We start from the raw sequence: 17,313 nt of genomic DNA, 5'->3' as shown, positions 1-17,313 counted from the left end.
CATGTCTTTACCGCAACTCTCGCTTTCAGCTGCACGTAATCTTCACCTTGCCGCGCAGGGGCTGCTTAAAAAGCCCCGTCGCCGTGCGCAACCCGCCGATATCCTCTCTACCGTGCAACGCATGTCATTGCTGCAAATAGACACCATTAATATTGTGGCGCGTAGCCCTTATCTGGTGCTGTTTAGTCGTCTGGGACATTATCAGCCACAGTGGCTGGACAATGCGCTTAGCCAGGGCGACCTCATGGAATACTGGGCGCACGAGGCCTGCTTCCTGCCGCGTAGCGATTTTGCGCTGGTTCGCCATCGTATGCTCTCCCCGGACAAGATGGGCTGGAAATACCGCCAGGAATGGATGCACGAGCACGCGGCTGAAATTGAGCAGCTTATCGCGCATATTCAGGAAAACGGCCCGGTACGCTCCGCTGATTTTGAACATCCACGAAAAGGTGCGAGCGGCTGGTGGGAGTGGAAGCCGCACAAACGTCATCTTGAAGGGTTATTTACATCAGGCAAAGTGATGGTGGTTGAGCGACGTAATTTTCAGCGCGTGTATGACCTGACACACCGTGTAATGCCACACTGGGATGATCGACGCGATCTGCTCACCCAGGATACTGCCGAAGCTCTCATGCTGGAAAACAGCGCCCGTAGTCTGGGGATTTTCCGGCCACAATGGCTGGCGGATTACTATCGCCTTCGCCAGCCTGCGCTGAAGCCGTTGCTCGAGAAGTGGCAACGCGAGCAGTGTGTGGTTCCCGTTTCTGTGGAAACGCTGGGTGATATGTGGCTGCATACGGATCTACTTCCGCTGTTGCCGCAGGCTCAGGAAGGAAAACTTCAGGCTACCCACAGCGCGGTGTTGTCGCCTTTCGATCCGGTTGTATGGGACAGAAAACGCGCCGAACAGCTGTTTGATTTCAGCTACCGGCTGGAGTGCTACACCCCCGCACCAAAACGTCAGTACGGTTACTTCGTTTTACCTCTGCTGCATAAAGGGCAACTGGTGGGGCGTATGGATGCCAAAATGCACCGTAAAACCGGCACGCTTGAAATTATCGCGCTCTATCTTGAAGACGGGGTAAAAGTGACGGCAGCCCTGGAAAAAGGGTTAACGTCCGCCATTAGCGACTTTGCGCTCTGGCAGGGGGCGAGCAACGTGACGCTGGGTCGTGTTCCAGACGGGTTATTTACAACCTGTCGAAGTGGCTGGGAAACAGGCACTCCCTGAAAAGGGAATGTGTTAAGCTTTAGTGATTACCCATACGGAGGAACTATGGATCACCGTTTACTTGAAATTATTGCCTGCCCGGTGTGCAACGGCAAACTTTACTACAGCCAGGATAAACAAGAGCTGATTTGCAAGCTGGACAGTCTGGCCTTCCCGCTGCGTGACGGTATTCCGGTCCTGCTGGAAAATGAAGCCCGTTCCCTGGTGGCAGAAGAGAGCAAACCATGAGTTTTGTCGTCATTATTCCGGCACGTTATGCGTCAACGCGCCTGCCGGGTAAACCGCTGGTGGATATCAACGGTAAGCCGATGATTGTGCATGTGCTTGAGCGTGCCCGTGAATCCGGTGCTGACCGCGTTATTGTGGCAACCGATCACCCGGACGTCGCGCGTGCGGTTGAAGCGGCTGGCGGAGAAGTATGCATGACCCGCGCCGATCACCAGTCCGGTACTGAGCGTCTGGCTGAAGTGGTCGAAAAATGCGGTTTCAGCGATGATACGGTCATCGTGAACGTGCAGGGCGACGAGCCGATGATCCCGGCGGTCATTATCCGTCAGGTGGCGGAAAACCTGGCGCAGCGTCAGGTCGGTATGGCTACGCTCGCGGTACCTGTTCATCACGCGGAAGAAGCATTTAACCCGAATGCCGTGAAGGTGGTGATGGACGCAGAGGGTTATGCGCTCTATTTCTCCCGCGCCACCATTCCGTGGGATCGCGATCGCTTTGCCGTGTCCAAAGAAACGATTGGCGACACGTTCCTGCGTCATCTTGGGATCTACGGTTATCGCGCAGGCTTTATTCGTCGTTATGTTACCTGGGCACCCAGCCCGCTGGAACATATCGAAATGCTGGAGCAGCTTCGCGTGCTCTGGTATGGCGAAAAAATCCACGTCGCAGTGGCGCAGGAAGTTCCTGGCACGGGCGTTGATACCCCTGACGATCTCGAGCGTGTTCGCGCAGAATTGCGTTAATAACGCCTGCATCCCTCCTTTTGGGGGGATGTTCTCCCGCCTGGCTATTTTTCCCCTTTCTTATCCATAATTGATCTCTTCCGGGTGACATCTGCCGTCTGCACGCTCATTATAAAAGCAGTAGTCTTAATGGGGGTAATCTCATATGGAACAGTTGCGTGCCGAACTTAGCCATTTACTTGGTGAGAAATTAAGCCGGGTTGAGTGTGTCAATGAAAAGGCAGATACCGCACTCTGGTCGTTGTATGACAGTCAGGGAAACCCGATGCCACTGATGGCCCGAAGTTTTACCTCGCCGGGTGTCGCCAGACAACTCGCCTGGAAAATTTCGATGCTGGCACGGGAAGGGACAGTCCGCATGCCGACAGTTTACGGCGTGATGACGCATGAGGAACACCCCGGTCCGGATGTTCTGTTGATTGAGCGTTTACGCGGGGTGTCCGTTGAGGCTCCGGCGCGTACGCCAGAACGTTGGGAACAGCTGAAAGACCAGATTGTTGAAGCACTACTCGCCTGGCACCGGCAGGACAGTCGTGGGCTGGTTGGCCCAGTCGACAGCACCCAGGAAAACCTGTGGCCGCTGTGGTATCGCCAGCGGGTCGAAGTGCTGTGGGGGACGCTCAATCAGTTCAGCAACACCGGTTTAACGATGCAGGACAAACGTATTCTGTTTCGTACCCGCGAATGTTTACCGGCGTTGTTCGACGGATTTAACGACAACTGCGTACTGATACACGGTAATTTTACCCTGCGCAGCATGCTGAAAGACTCCCGCAGTGACCAACTGCTGGCAATGCTGGGGCCAGGGGTTATGCTCTGGGCACCGCGTGAATATGAGTTGTTCCGGTTGAGCGACAGCGGGTCAGCAGAGGGGTTGCTGTGGCATTATTTACAGCGCGCGCCCGTCGCGGAAGCGTTCCTCTGGCGGCGCTGGCTCTACCTGCTCTGGGATGAAGTGGCGCAACTGGTGAATACCGGCCGTTTCAATCGCGCCAACTTCGATCTTGCGAAAAAATCACTCCTGCCCTGGCTCGCCTGACGTGCCTTTGAGCCACTGCCAGAGGCGTCCGAGCGTCTCGTAGCCGACGCGATCGCTATGCATCAACCACATCGGGGACGGTATCGCCCGTTCCCACGGGTTGAGCGGTGCGTCGATGGCCATCTGGTTAGCAGGGGCGGGGAGTGGATGAAGCCCAAGTTTTTCAAAGAAAATCATTGCCCTTGGCAGGTGTGAGGCAGACGTTACCAGTAAAAACGGGACATCGCCGATCGCCTGTTTCACGGCTGCGGCTTCTTCTTCGGTATCTTTTGGGCTATCCAGCGTGATGATAGAGGCACGCGGAACCCCGAGTGATTCAGCCACTCTTGCACCCGCTTCAGCCGTACTGACGGGGTTCGTTTTTGCTGCCGCGCCGGTGAAGATCATTTTTGATCCTGGATTGGCCAGCCACAGGCGAATGCCTTCGTTCAGCCGGGGCAGGCTATTGCCGATCAGGTTTGAGCTGGGTGCCCAGTTCGGATCCCAGGTGTACCCGCCGCCCAGCACCACAATGTACTCCACTTTCTGATTTCCCTGCCATGTCGGGTACTTATTTTCGACCGGGCGTAATAAGCCATCCGCGACCGGTTGCAGGCTCAGCAACAACAGCGCCAGCCAGCCCAGCGTAATGAGTATTTTGCCACTTTTCTGAAAGCGACTGAACCACACCAGCCCCAGCCCCAGCGCGATGAGGAGCAGGAGCAGTGGAAGGGGGAGCATCATCCCTCCAATGTATTTCTTCAGGGTAAAAAGCATCCTTTTTGGTTCCTTTTTTAACCATATAGCAGGCGATTGTCAGTGATATTACACCAGAGAGGTTCATTCTCCGCTCGGGTGTGACAAAATAGCGGTTTTGCAGTTAGCGAGTGGAACTCTCCCAATGCGGGATCGCAATTTTGATGACATCGCGGAAAAATTTTCGCGCAACATTTATGGCACCACGAAAGGGCAGCTACGTCAGACGATCCTCTGGCAGGATCTGGACAACATCCTGGCTACATTCGGTGGTCAAACGTTGCGTGTGCTGGACGCCGGAGGCGGTGAAGGGCAGACGGCCATAAAAATGGCGCAGCGCGGTCATCACGTCACGCTTTGCGATCTTTCTGCCGAGATGGTCGCGCGGGCGACGCGTGCGGCGGCAGAGAAAGGTGTGAGCGACAACATGCATTTTATACAATGCGCCGCTCAGGACATTGCACAGCATTTGGAAACCCAGGTTGATCTGATATTGTTTCATGCTGTGCTGGAATGGGTTGCCGATCCACAAAGCGTGTTACAGACGCTCTGGTCGATGTTGCGCCCGGGCGGCACGTTGTCGCTGATGTTCTACAATGCTAACGGCTTCCTGATGCACAACATGGTCGCGGGTAACTTCGATTATGTTCAGGTCGGGATGCCAAAAAAGAAAAAGCGCACGCTTTCCCCGGACTACCCGCGCGATCCCCAGCAGGTCTATGGCTGGCTGGAAGAGATTGGCTGGCAGGTGACCGGGAAGACGGGCGTCAGGGTGTTTCATGATTATCTGCGTGAAAAACACAAACAGCGTGACTGTTTTGACACCTTAACAGAATTAGAAACGCGGTATTGCCGTCAGGAGCCTTTTGTCAGCCTTGGCCGCTATATTCACGTCACCGCGCACAAGCCGCAGATGCAAGGATAACCTATGAGTGAATTTTCCCAGACAGTCCCCGAACTGGTTGCCTGGGCCAGGAAAAACGATTTCTCCATCTCGCTGCCGGTAGACAGACTCTCTTTCCTGCTGGCGGTTGCCACGCTGAACGGCGAACGGCTGGATGGCGAAATGAGCGAGGGTGAACTGGTGGACGCGTTCCGCCATGTCAGTGATGCGTTTGAGCAAACCAGCGAAACCATTAGCGTGCGTGCCAATAACGCAATCAACGATATGGTGCGTCAACGTCTGCTGAACCGCTTTACCAGCGAGCAGGCGGAAGGAAACGCCATCTATCGTCTGACGCCACTGGGTATCGGCATTACCGATTACTACATCCGCCAGCGCGAGTTTTCCACGCTGCGCCTGTCCATGCAGCTCTCTATTGTTGCGGGCGAACTTAAGCGTGCCGCCGATGCAGCGGATGAAAACGGTGATGAATTCCACTGGCACCGCAATGTTTATGCGCCGCTGAAATACTCGGTGGCGGAGATCTTCGACAGCATCGATCTGACCCAGCGTCTGATGGACGAACAGCAACAACAGGTGAAAGACGATATCGCGCAGCTGCTGAATAAAGACTGGCGTGCGGCCATTTCCAGCTGTGAACTGTTACTGTCAGAAACCTCCGGCACGCTGCGAGAACTGCAGGATACGCTGGAGGCGGCGGGAGATAAGCTTCAGGCTAACCTGCTGCGCATTCAGGATGCGACTCTGGCGCACGATGACCTGCATTTTATCGACCGTCTGGTCTTCGATTTGCAGAGCAAACTCGATCGCATTATTAGCTGGGGTCAGCAGTCGATCGACTTGTGGATCGGCTATGACCGCCACGTGCACAAATTTATCCGTACCGCGATTGATATGGATAAAAATCGCGTCTTTGCTCAGCGTCTGCGTCAGTCGGTACAAAACTATTTCGATGCACCGTGGGCGCTCACCTACGCCAATGCCGATCGTCTGCTCGATATGCGTGACGAAGAGATGGCGCTGCGCGATGAAGAGGTTACCGGTGAACTGCCACCGGATCTGGAATTCGAAGAATTTAACGAAATTCGCGAGCAACTTGCGGCCATGATCGAAGAACAGCTCGCTGTCTATAAAACCAGACAAGTGCCTCTGGATCTTGGGCTCGTGGTGCGCGACTATCTGGCGCAATATCCTCGTGCGCGCCACTTCGACATTGCCCGCATTGTTGTAGACCAGGCGGTACGCCTGGGGGTCGCACAAGCAGATTTCACCGGACTGCCGCCGAAGTGGCAGCCGATTAACGATTACGGAGCCAAGGTACAGGCGCATGTCATTGACAAATATTGAACAAGTGATGCCACTTAAGCTGGCACAGGCGCTGGCGAATCCGTTATTTCCGGCGCTGGACAGCCAGCTGCGTGCCGGTCGTCACATTGGCCTTGACGAGCTGGATAATCACGCCTTTTTGATGGACTTCCAGGAGTACCTGGAAGAGTTTTACGCACGCTATAACGTTGAGCTTATCCGCGCGCCGGAAGGGTTTTTCTACCTGCGCCCACGCTCCACGACGCTTATCCCGCGTTCTGTGCTCTCCGAACTGGATATGATGGTTGGCAAAATCTTGTGCTACCTCTATCTCAGCCCGGAGCGTCTGGCGAATGAAGGTATTTTCACCCAGCAGGAGCTTTACGATGAGCTGTTAACACTGGCTGATGAGAACAAGTTGCTCAAGCTGGTGAACAACCGTTCAACGGGCTCGGATCTTGACCGTCAGAAGCTACAGGAAAAAGTTCGCTCTTCTCTGAACCGTCTGCGCCGTCTGGGTATGGTCTGGTTTATGGGTCACGACAGCAGCAAATTTCGTATTACGGAATCTGTCTTCCGCTTCGGTGCCGATGTCCGTGCGGGCGACGACGCGCGTGAAGCGCAGCTGCGCATGATCCGCGACGGGGAAGCGATGCCGGTGGAAAACCATTTGCAGCTCAATGATGAGCATGAAGACAATCAGCCGGATAGCGGGGAGGAAGAGTAATGATTGAACGCGGTAAATTTCGCTCACTAACGCTGATTAACTGGAACGGCTTCTTTGCCCGAACCTTCGATCTGGATGAGCTGGTGACGACGCTCTCCGGCGGTAACGGTGCGGGTAAATCCACCACAATGGCGGCATTTGTTACGGCGCTGATCCCCGATCTGACGCTGCTGCACTTCCGTAACACCACCGAAGCGGGGGCGACAAGCGGCTCCCGCGATAAAGGTCTGCACGGTAAGCTGAAAGCGGGCGTTTGTTATTCGGTGCTGGACGTGATCAACTCCCGTCATCAGCGCGTGGTCGTGGGCGTGCGTCTGCAACAGGTTGCAGGTCGCGACCGTAAAGTGGATATCAAACCGTTCGCGATCCAGGGGCTGCCAACGTCCATGCAGCCAACGGCACTGCTGACTGAAACCCTGAACGAACGTCAGGCGCGCGTGCTGACGCTGCAGGAGCTGAAAGACAAGCTCGAAACCATTGAAGGTGTACAGTTTAAGCAGTTTAACTCGATCACCGACTATCACTCCCTGATGTTCGATCTGGGGATTGTGGCTCGTCGTCTGCGTACCGCCTCTGACCGTAGTAAATACTACCGTCTGATTGAAGCCTCCCTGTATGGCGGTATCTCCAGCGCCATTACCCGTTCCCTGCGTGACTACCTGTTGCCGGAAAACAGCGGCGTGCGTAAGGCGTTCCAGGACATGGAAGCCGCGCTGCGTGAAAACCGCATGACGCTGGAAGCCATCCGCGTTACCCAGTCCGACCGCGACCTGTTTAAACACCTGATCAGCGAAGCCACCAACTATGTGGCGGCGGACTATATGCGTCACGCCAATGAGCGCCGGGTTCATCTCGATAAGGCCTTAGAGTACCGCCGTGAACTGTTTACCTCGCGCAAACAGCTGGTGGCCGAGCAGTATAAGCATGTCGAAATGGCGCGTGAGCTGGGTGAGCACAACGGTGCCGAGGGCGATCTGGAAGCGGATTACCAGGCCGCCAGCGATCATCTGAACCTGGTGCAAACCGCACTGCGCCAGCAGGAAAAAATCGAGCGCTACGAAGCAGATCTCGATGAGCTGCAAATTCGTCTCGAAGAGCAAAATGAAGTGGTGGCCGAAGCCGCCGATATGCAGGAAGAGAACGAAGCCCGCGCCGAAGCCGCTGAGCTGGAAGTGGATGAGCTGAAAAGCCAGCTTGCAGATTACCAGCAGGCGCTGGACGTGCAGCAGACCCGCGCGATTCAGTACACCCAGGCATTGCAGGCGCTACAGCGTGCGAAAGAGCTGTGCCATCTGCCGGATTTAACGCCGGACAGCGCCGACGAATGGCTGGATACCTTCCAGGCGAAAGAACAGGAAGCCACCGAGAAACTGTTGTCGCTCGATCAGAAAATGAGCGTGGCACAAACGGCGCACAGTCAGTTTGAGCAAGCTTACCAACTGGTGGCATCGATTAACGGCCCGCTGGCGCGTAACGAAGCGTGGGACGTTGCCCGTGAACTGCTGCGCGACGGTGTTAACCAGCGCCATCTGGCCGAGCAGGTTCAGCCGCTGCGTATGCGTCTGAACGAGCTGGAACAGCGCCTGCGCGAGCAGCAGGAAGCCGAGCGTCTGCTGGCGGAATTCTGCAAGCGCCAGGGTAAACACTACAACATCGACGATCTCGAGGCGCTGCATCAGGAGCTGGAAGCGCGCATTGCGGCACTTTCTGACACCGTCTCCAGCGCCAGCGAACAGCGAATGACGTTGCGCCAGGAGATGGAGCAGCTGCAGTCCCGCTCGCAAACGCTGTTGCAGCGTGCGCCAGTCTGGCTTGCCGCCCAAAGTAGCCTGAACCAGCTCAGCGAGCAGTGCGGTGCTGAGTTTGCATCCAGCCAGGAAGTGACCGAATATCTGCAGCAGTTGCTGGAGCGAGAGCGTGAAGCGATTGTTGAGCGTGACGAAGTCGGCGCACGTAAACGTGACGTCGACGAAGAGATTGAACGCTTAAGCCAGCCGGGTGGCGCAGAAGATGCACGCCTGAATACCCTGGCGGAACGTTTTGGCGGCGTACTGCTGTCCGAAATTTATGACGACGTGGGTCTGGATGATGCGCCGTACTTCTCTGCGCTGTATGGCCCGTCGCGTAATGCGATTGTGGTTCCTGATCTGTCGCTGATTTCTGAGCAGCTTGCCGGGCTGGAAGATTGCCCGGAAGATCTCTATCTGATCGAAGGAGATCCGCAGTCATTCGATGACAGCGTCTTTAGCGTTGACGAGCTGGAAAAAGCGGTCGTGGTGAAAATCGCTGACCGTCAGTGGCGTTACTCACGCTTCCCTGAACTTCCCCTGTTTGGCCGCGCTGCGCGTGAAAGCCGCATTGAAAGCCTGCATGCCGAGCGTGAAACGTTGTCTGAACGTTTTGCGACGCTGTCGTTTGACGTACAGAAAACCCAGCGTCTGCACCAGGCCTTCAGCCGCTTTATTGGCAGCCATCTGGCCGTGGCCTTTGACGCTGATCCTGAAGCGGAAATTCGCAAGCTCAACACCCGCCGGGGTGAGCTGGAGCGTGCGATTGCCAACCATGAAAATGACAACCAACAGAGCCGTGTTCAGTTCGAACAGGCGAAAGAGGGCGTAGCCGCTCTTAACCGCATTCTGCCGCGTCTGAACCTGCTGGCGGACGAAACGCTGGCCGATCGCGTGGATGAAATCCAGGAACGCCTGGACGAAGCCCAGGAAGCGGCGCGTTTCGTGCAGCAGCACGGCAATCAACTGGCAAAACTGGAGCCGGTTGTCTCCGTTCTTCAAAGCGATCCGGAGCAGTTTGAACAGTTAAAAGAAGATTATGCCTGGTCTCAGCAGGTGCAGCGCGAAGCGCGTCAGCAGGCGTTTGCCCTGACGGAAGTCGTGCAGCGTCGTGCTCACTTCGGTTACTCCGATTCGGCGGAAATGCTGAGCGGCAACAGCGATCTGAATGAAAAGCTGCGCCAGCGCCTTGAGCAGGCAGAGGCGGAACGTACCCGTGCCCGTGAAGCGATGCGTAGCCACGCGGCTCAGTTGAGTCAGTACAACCAGGTCCTGGCCTCACTGAAAAGTTCTTATGACACCAAGAAAGAGCTGTTAAACGATCTGCAAAAAGAGCTGCAGGATATCGGCGTGCGTGCCGACAGCGGTGCAGAAGAGCGAGCGCGTATTCGTCGTGATGAACTGCACAGCCAGCTCAGCAATAACCGTGCGCGCCGCAACCAGCTGGAAAAAGCGCTGACCTTCTGTGAAGCGGAAATGGATAACCTGACCCGTCGCCTGCGCAAGCTGGAGCGCGATTATCACGAAATGCGCGAGCAGGTCGTGTCCGCGAAGGCGGGCTGGTGCGCCGTGATGCGCATGGTGAAAGACAATAACGTTGAACGTCGTCTGCACCGTCGCGAGCTGGCGTATCTCTCTGCGGATGAACTGCGCTCCATGTCGGATAAGGCATTGGGTGCGCTGCGTCTGGCGGTGGCGGACAACGAACACCTGCGTGACGTGTTGCGCATGTCAGAAGATCCGAAACGTCCTGAGCGTAAAATTCAGTTCTTCGTTGCCGTTTATCAGCATCTGCGTGAACGTATTCGTCAGGACATCATCCGTACCGACGATCCGGTTGAAGCCATTGAACAGATGGAAATAGAACTGGGCCGCCTGACGGAAGAGCTGACCTCCCGCGAGCAGAAACTGGCTATCAGCTCCCGCAGCGTGGCGAACATCATTCGCAAAACCATTCAGCGCGAGCAGAACCGTATCCGCCAGCTGAACCAGGGACTGCAGAGCGTGTCGTTTGGCCAGGTAAACAGCGTGCGTCTGAACGTGAACGTACGCGAAGCGCATGCAACGCTGCTGGATGTGTTGTCTGAGCAGCATGAACAGCATCAGGATCTGTTCAACAGCAACCGTCTGACCTTCTCCGAGGCGCTGGCGAAACTGTATCAACGCCTGAATCCGCAGATTGATATGGGGCAACGTACGCCGCAAACCATCGGCGAAGAGCTGCTGGATTACCGCAACTATCTGGAAATGGAAGTTGAGGTTAACCGTGGTTCTGACGGTTGGCTGCGTGCGGAGTCCGGTGCGCTGTCTACCGGTGAAGCTATCGGTACAGGTATGTCGATTCTGGTGATGGTGGTACAGAGCTGGGAAGATGAAGCGCGTCGTCTGCGTGGTAAAGATATCTCCCCATGCCGTCTGCTGTTCCTTGACGAAGCCGCGCGTCTTGACGCCCGCTCCATCGCGACGCTGTTTGAGCTGTGCGATCGTCTGGATATGCAGCTCATTATTGCCGCGCCAGAAAATATCAGCCCGGAAAAAGGCACTACCTATAAGCTGGTGCGTAAAGTGTTCCAGAACAGTGAACATGTACACGTTGTCGGGTTGCGTGGTTTTGCACCGCAACCACCGGAGTCGTTGCCGGGAACGGCGGACGCTTCCTGAGGCGTTTTGTTACAATGAGCGGCGCATAAGCGCCGCTTTTTTTTGTACACTTAACTTGTGCTTACGGCTACCTTATCTTTAAACTTCTTTACATAAGGTAAGGCAACCCGTTTTTGGCCTACCTATAATGAAGAAAAGCCCCAATGTGATGGGCATGTCGTGAGAAAACAGGGGGCAAGGGATGTTGCTAAAGAAAATTCGTGGTCGTCAGTTGTCAGCGCTGAGTTTGTGCCTGGCAGTGACGTTTGCTCCACTGTTCACCGCACAGGCCGACGAGCCTGAAATGGTACCGACTGACAGTTCTGCGACGATAGGCGCACAGCCAACGTCGTTGTCGCAGCCGCTGGATCAGTCGCCCGCGACGGCCATTATGGCCGGTATTAAGCCGCTACCTGAAGGTATCGACACAGAATCTCTTCGTCAGCAGCTCCAGTCCGGGCTGCCATCCGGCTACACGCCTGCTTATATTAACCAGCTCACGCTGCTTTATGCCGCGCGCGATATGAAACCGATGTGGGAAAATCGCGAGGCGGTACGAGCCTTCCAGCAACAGCTGGCAGAAGTGGCGATTGCCGGTTTTCAGCCACAGTTTACCACCTGGGTTGAACGCCTGACCGACCCTGCCGTGACGGGCCTGGCGCGGGATGTTGTGCTCTCCGATGCCATGATGGGCTACCTCCAGTTTGTGGCGGGGATCCCGGTGAATGGCAACCGCTGGTTATACAGTGACAAACCGTACAAACTGGCGACGCCTGCGCTGTCGGTCATTAACCAGTGGCAACTGGCGCTGGACAATGGCGAGCTGCCGCGTTTTATCGCCAGCCTTGCCCCGGCACATCCACAATATGCAACGATGCATCAATCGTTACTTGCGCTGGTGGCTGATTCCCGGCCGTGGCCGCAGTTACGGGGAACGGGATCGCTTCGTCCGGGGCAGTGGAGCAGCGATGTTCCGGCACTGCGCGAGATCCTTCGCCGTTCAGGCATTCTGAACGGCGGGCCAAAAATTGCGCTGCCTGGCGATGACCCGCAAGGCGTTGTTGTCAGCCCCTCCGCAGCGGTGAAAGAGACGAAAACGGTAGCGCTTAGCGATAAACCGGCGGCTTACGACCGCGAACTGGTGGCGGCGGTTAAGCAGTTCCAGGCCGCTCAGGGATTAGGGGATGACGGTGTGATCGGTCAGTCAACGCGTGACTGGCTGAATGTCTCTCCTGCACAGCGAGCCGGGGTGCTGGCGCTGAATATCCAGCGTTTGCGTTTGCTGCCGGGTACGTTATCTACAGGCATCATGGTCAATATTCCCGCTTACTCCCTGGTTTATTACCAGAACGGTAGCGAAGTGCTGGCCTCGCGGGTGATTGTCGGGCGTCCTGACCGCAAAACGCCGTTGATGAGCAGCGCGCTGAATAACGTGGTGGTTAACCCTCCGTGGAACGTGCCACCAACGCTGGCGCGTAAAGACATTCTGCCTAAGGTCTGGAACGACCCGGGGTATCTGGAACGTCATGGGTACACGGTGATGCGAGGCTGGAACAGCAAAGAGGCGATTGATCCTTCGATGGTAGACTGGTCGACCATTACGGCATCTAATCTACCGTTCCGTTTCCAGCAGGCTCCTGGCGCGCGCAATTCGCTGGGACGCTATAAATTCAACATGCCGAGCTCAGAAGCGATTTATCTGCACGATACGCCGAACCACAATTTGTTCCAGAAAGATACGCGAGCACTTAGCTCCGGTTGCGTGCGCGTGAATAAAGCGTCGGAACTGGCGAATATGCTGTTGCAGGATGCGGGCTGGAACGATACGCGTATCTCCGATGCCTTGAAACAAGGAGATACACGTTACGTCAATATTCGACACAACATTCCCGTCAATCTTTACTACCTGACGGCATTTGTTGGCGAAGATGGACGTACCCAGTATCGTACAGATATTTACAATTATGATCTCACTGCGCGATCGGGCGCACAAATTTTGTCAAAAGCTGAACAATTAATCAGGTAAATGAAGTAGTTCGGGAAAATGGGGTGTCGTAAGTTATGGCGAATACGCGGCAATATGGCTGGAGGCCGCGTATTTGCTGGGGTTGGGTGCCTTGACGTAGTGGCCTTTGCCAGTTAAGGTGCCCTTCGTGCGCTAAGCATATATACGATAAACATTGACCTGTAGACCTGATTATCATGGACAAATTTGACGCTAATCGCCGCAAACTGCTGGCGTTAGGTGGTGTTGCGCTTGGCGCAGCGGCCATCTTGCCGACGCCAGCATTTGCCACCCTCTCGACACCTCGTCCGCGTATTTTAACGCTCAACAATCTTCATACCGGTGAGTCGCTAAAAGCGGAGTTCTTCGATGGCAGAGGCTATATTCAGGATGAATTAGCAAGACTAAACCATTTTTTCCGTGATTTCCGCGCGAATAAAATAAAAGCCATCGACCCAGGATTATTTGATCAGTTGTTCCGCCTTCAGGGCCTGCTGGGTACCAGCAAGCCGGTACAGCTCGTTTCTGGCTATCGTTCCATTGATACCAATAACGAACTGCGCGCCCACAGTCGCGGGGTAGCGAAAAAAAGCTATCACACGAAGGGACAGGCAATGGACTTCCATATTGAAGGCGTTTCGTTAGCCAATATTCGCAAAGCTGCGTTATCTATGCGCGCAGGTGGTGTAGGATATTACCCTGGCAGCAACTTTGTGCATATTGATACCGGTCCAGTTCGGCACTGGTAATAACGAAACACAGGAGCAGTATGAACTATCGTATTATTCCGGTTACCGCGTTCTCCCAGAATTGTTCATTAATCTGGTGCGAGCAAACCAAACTGGCCGCGCTTGTCGATCCCGGCGGTGACGCTGAGAAAATCAAGCAGGAAGTCGCCGCCAGTGGTGTAACGCTGATGCAGATTTTGCTGACGCATGGTCATCTCGACCACGTTGGCGCAGCGGCAGAGCTGGCGCAGCACTATGGTGTGCCGGTGATTGGCCCGGAAAAAGAAGATGAGTTCTGGCTGCAGGGTTTACCCGCCCAAAGCCGCATGTTTGGTCTTGATGAGTGTCTGCCGTTGACGCCCGATCGTTGGCTGAACGAAGGAGATCGCATTAACGTAGGGAATGTGACTTTACAGGTGTTGCATTGTCCTGGGCACACGCCAGGCCATATCGTCTTCTTTGATGACCAGTCTCGTCTGCTGATTTCCGGCGATGTGATTTTCAAAGGTGGGGTAGGACGCAGTGATTTCCCGCGCGGCGATCACGGGCAGTTGATTCAGTCGATTAAACAGAAGTTATTGCCGCTGGGTGACGACGTGACGTTTATCTCTGGGCATGGCCCGATGTCGACGCTGGGTTATGAACGATTACATAACCCGTTCCTTCAGGATGAAATGCCTGTCTGGTAAATCTGAATGAGATAAAAAAAGCCTGCATGATGCAGGCTTTTTTGTGGGTGCAAATTACAGCACTGCGACAATCGCTTCGCACAGGGGAGCCATATTGTCCGGCGTCATGCCTGCAACGTTCACACGACCAGAGGCCACAGCATACACACCAAACTCTTCACGCAGACGCAGAACCTGTTCTTTTGTCAGGCCGCTGAAAGAGAACATGCCGTTCTGTTTGATGATGAAGCTGAAGTCACGGTCAGCCCCTTTCTCTGCCAGGGTGTTCACGAACAACAAGCGCATACGCTGAATGCGTTGACGCATATCGTTCAGCTCTTGTTCCCAGATAGCGCGCAGCGCGTCATTGCTCAGGATCGTCGCAACGACAGATGCACCGTGTGCTGGTGGGTTAGAGTAGTTGGCGCGGATCACAGACTTCATCTGGCTGAACGCACGGTCAACGGTCTGCTCGTCAGCGGCGACCAGCGTACAGGCACCTACGCGCTCATTGTACAGGCCAAAGTTCTTGGAATAAGAGCTCGCAACAATCAGCTCCTGATGCACGGCCGCGAACGCGCGCAGACCTTCTGCATCTTCTTCCAGACCACGAGCAAAGCCCTGGTATGCGAAGTCGAACAGTGGCAGCCAGCCTTTTTCAACGGACAGTTTAGCCAGTTGAGTCCATTGCGCCAGCGTCGGATCGATACCGGTTGGGTTATGGCAGCAACCGTGGAACAGTACCACGTCACCCGCCTGGGCTTCGCTCAGGCTTGCCAGCAGGCCATCGAAGTCCAGAGCGTGGTTTGCCGCATCGTAATAGGCATATTCGCGCACTTCCAGACCTGCAGAGTTAAAGACGCTCTTGTGGTTCGGCCAGCTCGGGTTGCTTACCCACACACGCTTAACCGCGGTGTTTTTCGCAAGGAAATCCGCCGCAACGCGCAGTGCACCGGTACCGCCAGGGGTTTGTGCTGTGCGAGCGCGTTTGCTGCTCACAATTGCGCTGCCTTTACCGAACAGCAGTTCCTGAGTGCAACGACCAAATTCAGGGATACCATCAATACCGAGGTAGTTTTTGGTGGTTTCATTTTCCAGCAAATACTGCTCAGCTTTTTTAACGCTGGTCAGTACCGGAGTTTTGCCGGTTTCATCTTTATATACACCAATACCCAGGTTGATTTTGCCAGGGCGGTCGTCGGCACGAAACAGATCGGCCAGGCCCAGAATAGGGTCGGCAGGAGCGGCGGTAATGTTCTCAAACATGACGAAGTTCCATTGTGATGACAGAAGTGAAATCCGCTATCAGGTTAACGGTAGATTTACAAAATGCCAACCGTTTGCGACGAAAAGCGTGCGGCTTTTCAAAAGTCGCCATTTTTTACTATCAGGCATAAAAAAACAGGGCCGAAGCCCTGTTCATTAAGCATATAACAAAGTGGTGTACTGATTAGAACTGGTAAACGATACCAACACCAGCCTGGTCGTCTGTAGACAGGGCTGTTGCACGGGTATAATCATTTTCATTCAGCAAGTTGAACTTGTACGCAGCGTAAACGTTCATGTTCTTGTTGAAGTAGTACCAGGTACCCACTTCGATGTATTTAACCAGATCAGCATCGCCGCCTGCGAAAGTAGAACCGTTAGCAGTACGGCCAGTCAGGTCTTTACCCTTAGACTGCACATAGCCAATGGATGGACGCAGACCAAAGTCGAACTGGTATTGAACCACAGCTTCGAAGTTCTGCGTTTTGTTCGCGAATTCGTCATCGTTTTCACGAGTCATGTTACGGGATTCACCATACATAACAGATGCGTATATGCTGTTCGCATCATATTTCAGTGACGTTGCCCAACCTTCAGCACGTTCACCTTTACCATCGGTAGTTTGCTTAGTAGAACGGTCTGAGTTGGTGTATGCCGCAGTTACGTTGAAGCCGTCTGCGAATTCATAACCCAGAGAGTAGCTGCCGCCGTCACCGTTCTGGCGAGAAGTGGTGTGGCCGCTTTCGTTTTTACCCTGGTACTGCAGGCCCAGTGCCAGACCATCAACCAGACCGAAGAAGTTAGAGTTACGGTAGGTAGCCAGACCTGTGCTACGTGAGGTCATGAAGTTATCAGTTGCGGCCAGAGAATCGCCACCCCAGATAACCAGCATATCGGTTGAAGCCAGCGCATCATAGAACACGCCGTAGTTACGGCCATAATCGAATGAACCGTATTCACCTGCTTTCAGACCCGCGAAAGCCAGACGGGTTTTGGTACCCTGAGCACCTTCCTGAGAGGATGCATCCATGTTGTATTCCCACTGACCGTAACCGGTCAGTTGGTCGTTAACCTGGGTTTCACCTTTGAAACCGATACGGGCATAGGTAGTATCGTTGTTATTCGATGCACCGTTTGTTGTCCACTGGTGTTCGCCTACAGCTTTACCGTAGAAGTCCAGTGATCTTGACCCGCCATCTCCGGACAGCTTTTGTATCTTAAGTTAACGATGTCCGCTGCCGCCGATATTCCCTCGGGGAGTGATATCCCAGCGCGCTGTGCGGGTGGTTTTCATTGTAATGTGTGAA

General features: G+C 54.7%; 13 protein-coding genes and 1 pseudogene. 11 read left to right on the top strand and 3 right to left on the bottom strand.

Features of this window, described 5'->3' with window-relative positions:
• The first annotated feature begins 1 nt into the window (after position 1).
• From ACHHZ6_RS17700 to ACHHZ6_RS17685, 4 genes are all read left to right on the top strand, one after another.
• Entirely contained in the window at positions 2-1,231 is a 1,230-nt protein-coding gene (locus ACHHZ6_RS17700) for a winged helix-turn-helix domain-containing protein (RefSeq protein WP_395122799.1), read from the top strand.
• A 45-nt stretch (positions 1,232-1,276) separates the two neighbouring features.
• Positions 1,277-1,459, top strand: coding sequence for a protein YcaR (gene ycaR, locus ACHHZ6_RS17695; RefSeq protein WP_006174474.1), 183 nt, complete (start codon positions 1,277-1,279; stop codon positions 1,457-1,459).
• Positions 1,456-2,202: a 3-deoxy-manno-octulosonate cytidylyltransferase gene (kdsB, locus tag ACHHZ6_RS17690; protein WP_182274391.1), complete on the top strand. Its 747-nt coding sequence runs from the start codon at positions 1,456-1,458 to the stop codon at positions 2,200-2,202. Before ycaR ends, kdsB begins: the two co-directional genes overlap by 4 nt.
• 145 nt (positions 2,203-2,347) lie before the next feature.
• Complete coding sequence (locus ACHHZ6_RS17685) at positions 2,348-3,241, top strand: YcbJ family phosphotransferase (protein ID WP_182274392.1); 894 nt, start codon at positions 2,348-2,350, stop codon at positions 3,239-3,241.
• On the opposite strand, the gene elyC is transcribed toward ACHHZ6_RS17685, so the two are convergent.
• Complete coding sequence (elyC, locus tag ACHHZ6_RS17680) at positions 3,218-3,997, bottom strand: envelope biogenesis factor ElyC (RefSeq protein ID WP_182274393.1); 780 nt, start codon at positions 3,995-3,997, stop codon at positions 3,218-3,220. The two genes, ACHHZ6_RS17685 and elyC, sit on opposite strands and share 24 nt — an antisense overlap.
• A 124-nt stretch (positions 3,998-4,121) precedes the next feature.
• Here elyC and cmoM point away from each other — a divergent pair, with 124 nt between their 5' ends.
• The 7 genes from cmoM (at position 4,122) to ACHHZ6_RS17645 (ending at position 14,761) form a co-directional block, all read left to right on the top strand.
• Positions 4,122-4,901, top strand: a complete 780-nt coding sequence (gene cmoM / locus ACHHZ6_RS17675) for a tRNA uridine 5-oxyacetic acid(34) methyltransferase CmoM (protein ID WP_182919717.1) — start codon at positions 4,122-4,124, stop codon at positions 4,899-4,901.
• A 3-nt stretch (positions 4,902-4,904) separates the two neighbouring features.
• Positions 4,905-6,227: a chromosome partition protein MukF gene (gene mukF, locus ACHHZ6_RS17670; RefSeq protein ID WP_395122798.1), complete on the top strand. Its 1,323-nt coding sequence runs from the start codon at positions 4,905-4,907 to the stop codon at positions 6,225-6,227.
• The gene (gene mukE, locus ACHHZ6_RS17665) at positions 6,208-6,912 is read left to right on the top strand and encodes a chromosome partition protein MukE (RefSeq protein ID WP_182919718.1); all 705 of its coding nucleotides are present in this window, start codon (positions 6,208-6,210) and stop codon (positions 6,910-6,912) included. The genes mukF and mukE overlap by 20 nt, the downstream gene beginning before the upstream one ends.
• A complete protein-coding gene (gene mukB, locus ACHHZ6_RS17660) occupies positions 6,912-11,360 on the top strand; it encodes a chromosome partition protein MukB (protein WP_182919719.1) in 4,449 nt (1,482 codons plus the stop codon). Before mukE ends, mukB begins: the two co-directional genes overlap by 1 nt.
• A gap of 181 nt (positions 11,361-11,541) precedes the next feature.
• Entirely contained in the window at positions 11,542-13,365 is a 1,824-nt protein-coding gene (gene ldtD, locus ACHHZ6_RS17655; RefSeq protein WP_395122797.1) for a L,D-transpeptidase, read from the top strand.
• Between the two features lie 176 nt (positions 13,366-13,541).
• On the top strand, positions 13,542-14,093 hold the full coding sequence (locus ACHHZ6_RS17650; RefSeq protein WP_196391077.1) for a YcbK family protein: 552 nt from the start codon (positions 13,542-13,544) through the stop codon (positions 14,091-14,093).
• Positions 14,094-14,113: 20 nt separating this feature from the next.
• On the top strand, positions 14,114-14,761 hold the full coding sequence (locus ACHHZ6_RS17645) for an MBL fold metallo-hydrolase (RefSeq protein ID WP_182274400.1): 648 nt from the start codon (positions 14,114-14,116) through the stop codon (positions 14,759-14,761).
• 54 nt (positions 14,762-14,815) lie between these two features.
• On the opposite strand, the gene ACHHZ6_RS17640 is transcribed toward ACHHZ6_RS17645, so the two are convergent.
• Both ACHHZ6_RS17640 and ACHHZ6_RS17635 read right to left on the bottom strand, forming a co-directional pair.
• Positions 14,816-16,006, bottom strand: a complete 1,191-nt coding sequence (locus ACHHZ6_RS17640; protein WP_182274401.1) for an amino acid aminotransferase — start codon at positions 16,004-16,006, stop codon at positions 14,816-14,818.
• Between the two features lie 184 nt (positions 16,007-16,190).
• Positions 16,191-17,186, bottom strand: a pseudogene (locus ACHHZ6_RS17635) (porin); the annotation flags it as partial.
• Positions 17,187-17,313 lie beyond the last annotated feature (127 nt).

This window comes from Enterobacter cloacae complex sp. 2024EL-00214, assembly GCF_043945575.1.
In the GTDB taxonomy this organism is placed as follows: Bacteria; Pseudomonadota; Gammaproteobacteria; order Enterobacterales; family Enterobacteriaceae; genus Enterobacter; species Enterobacter cloacae_P.
The sequence above is the reverse complement of the archived record's forward strand: the minus strand, read 5'-3'. Positions and strand labels throughout refer to the sequence as shown.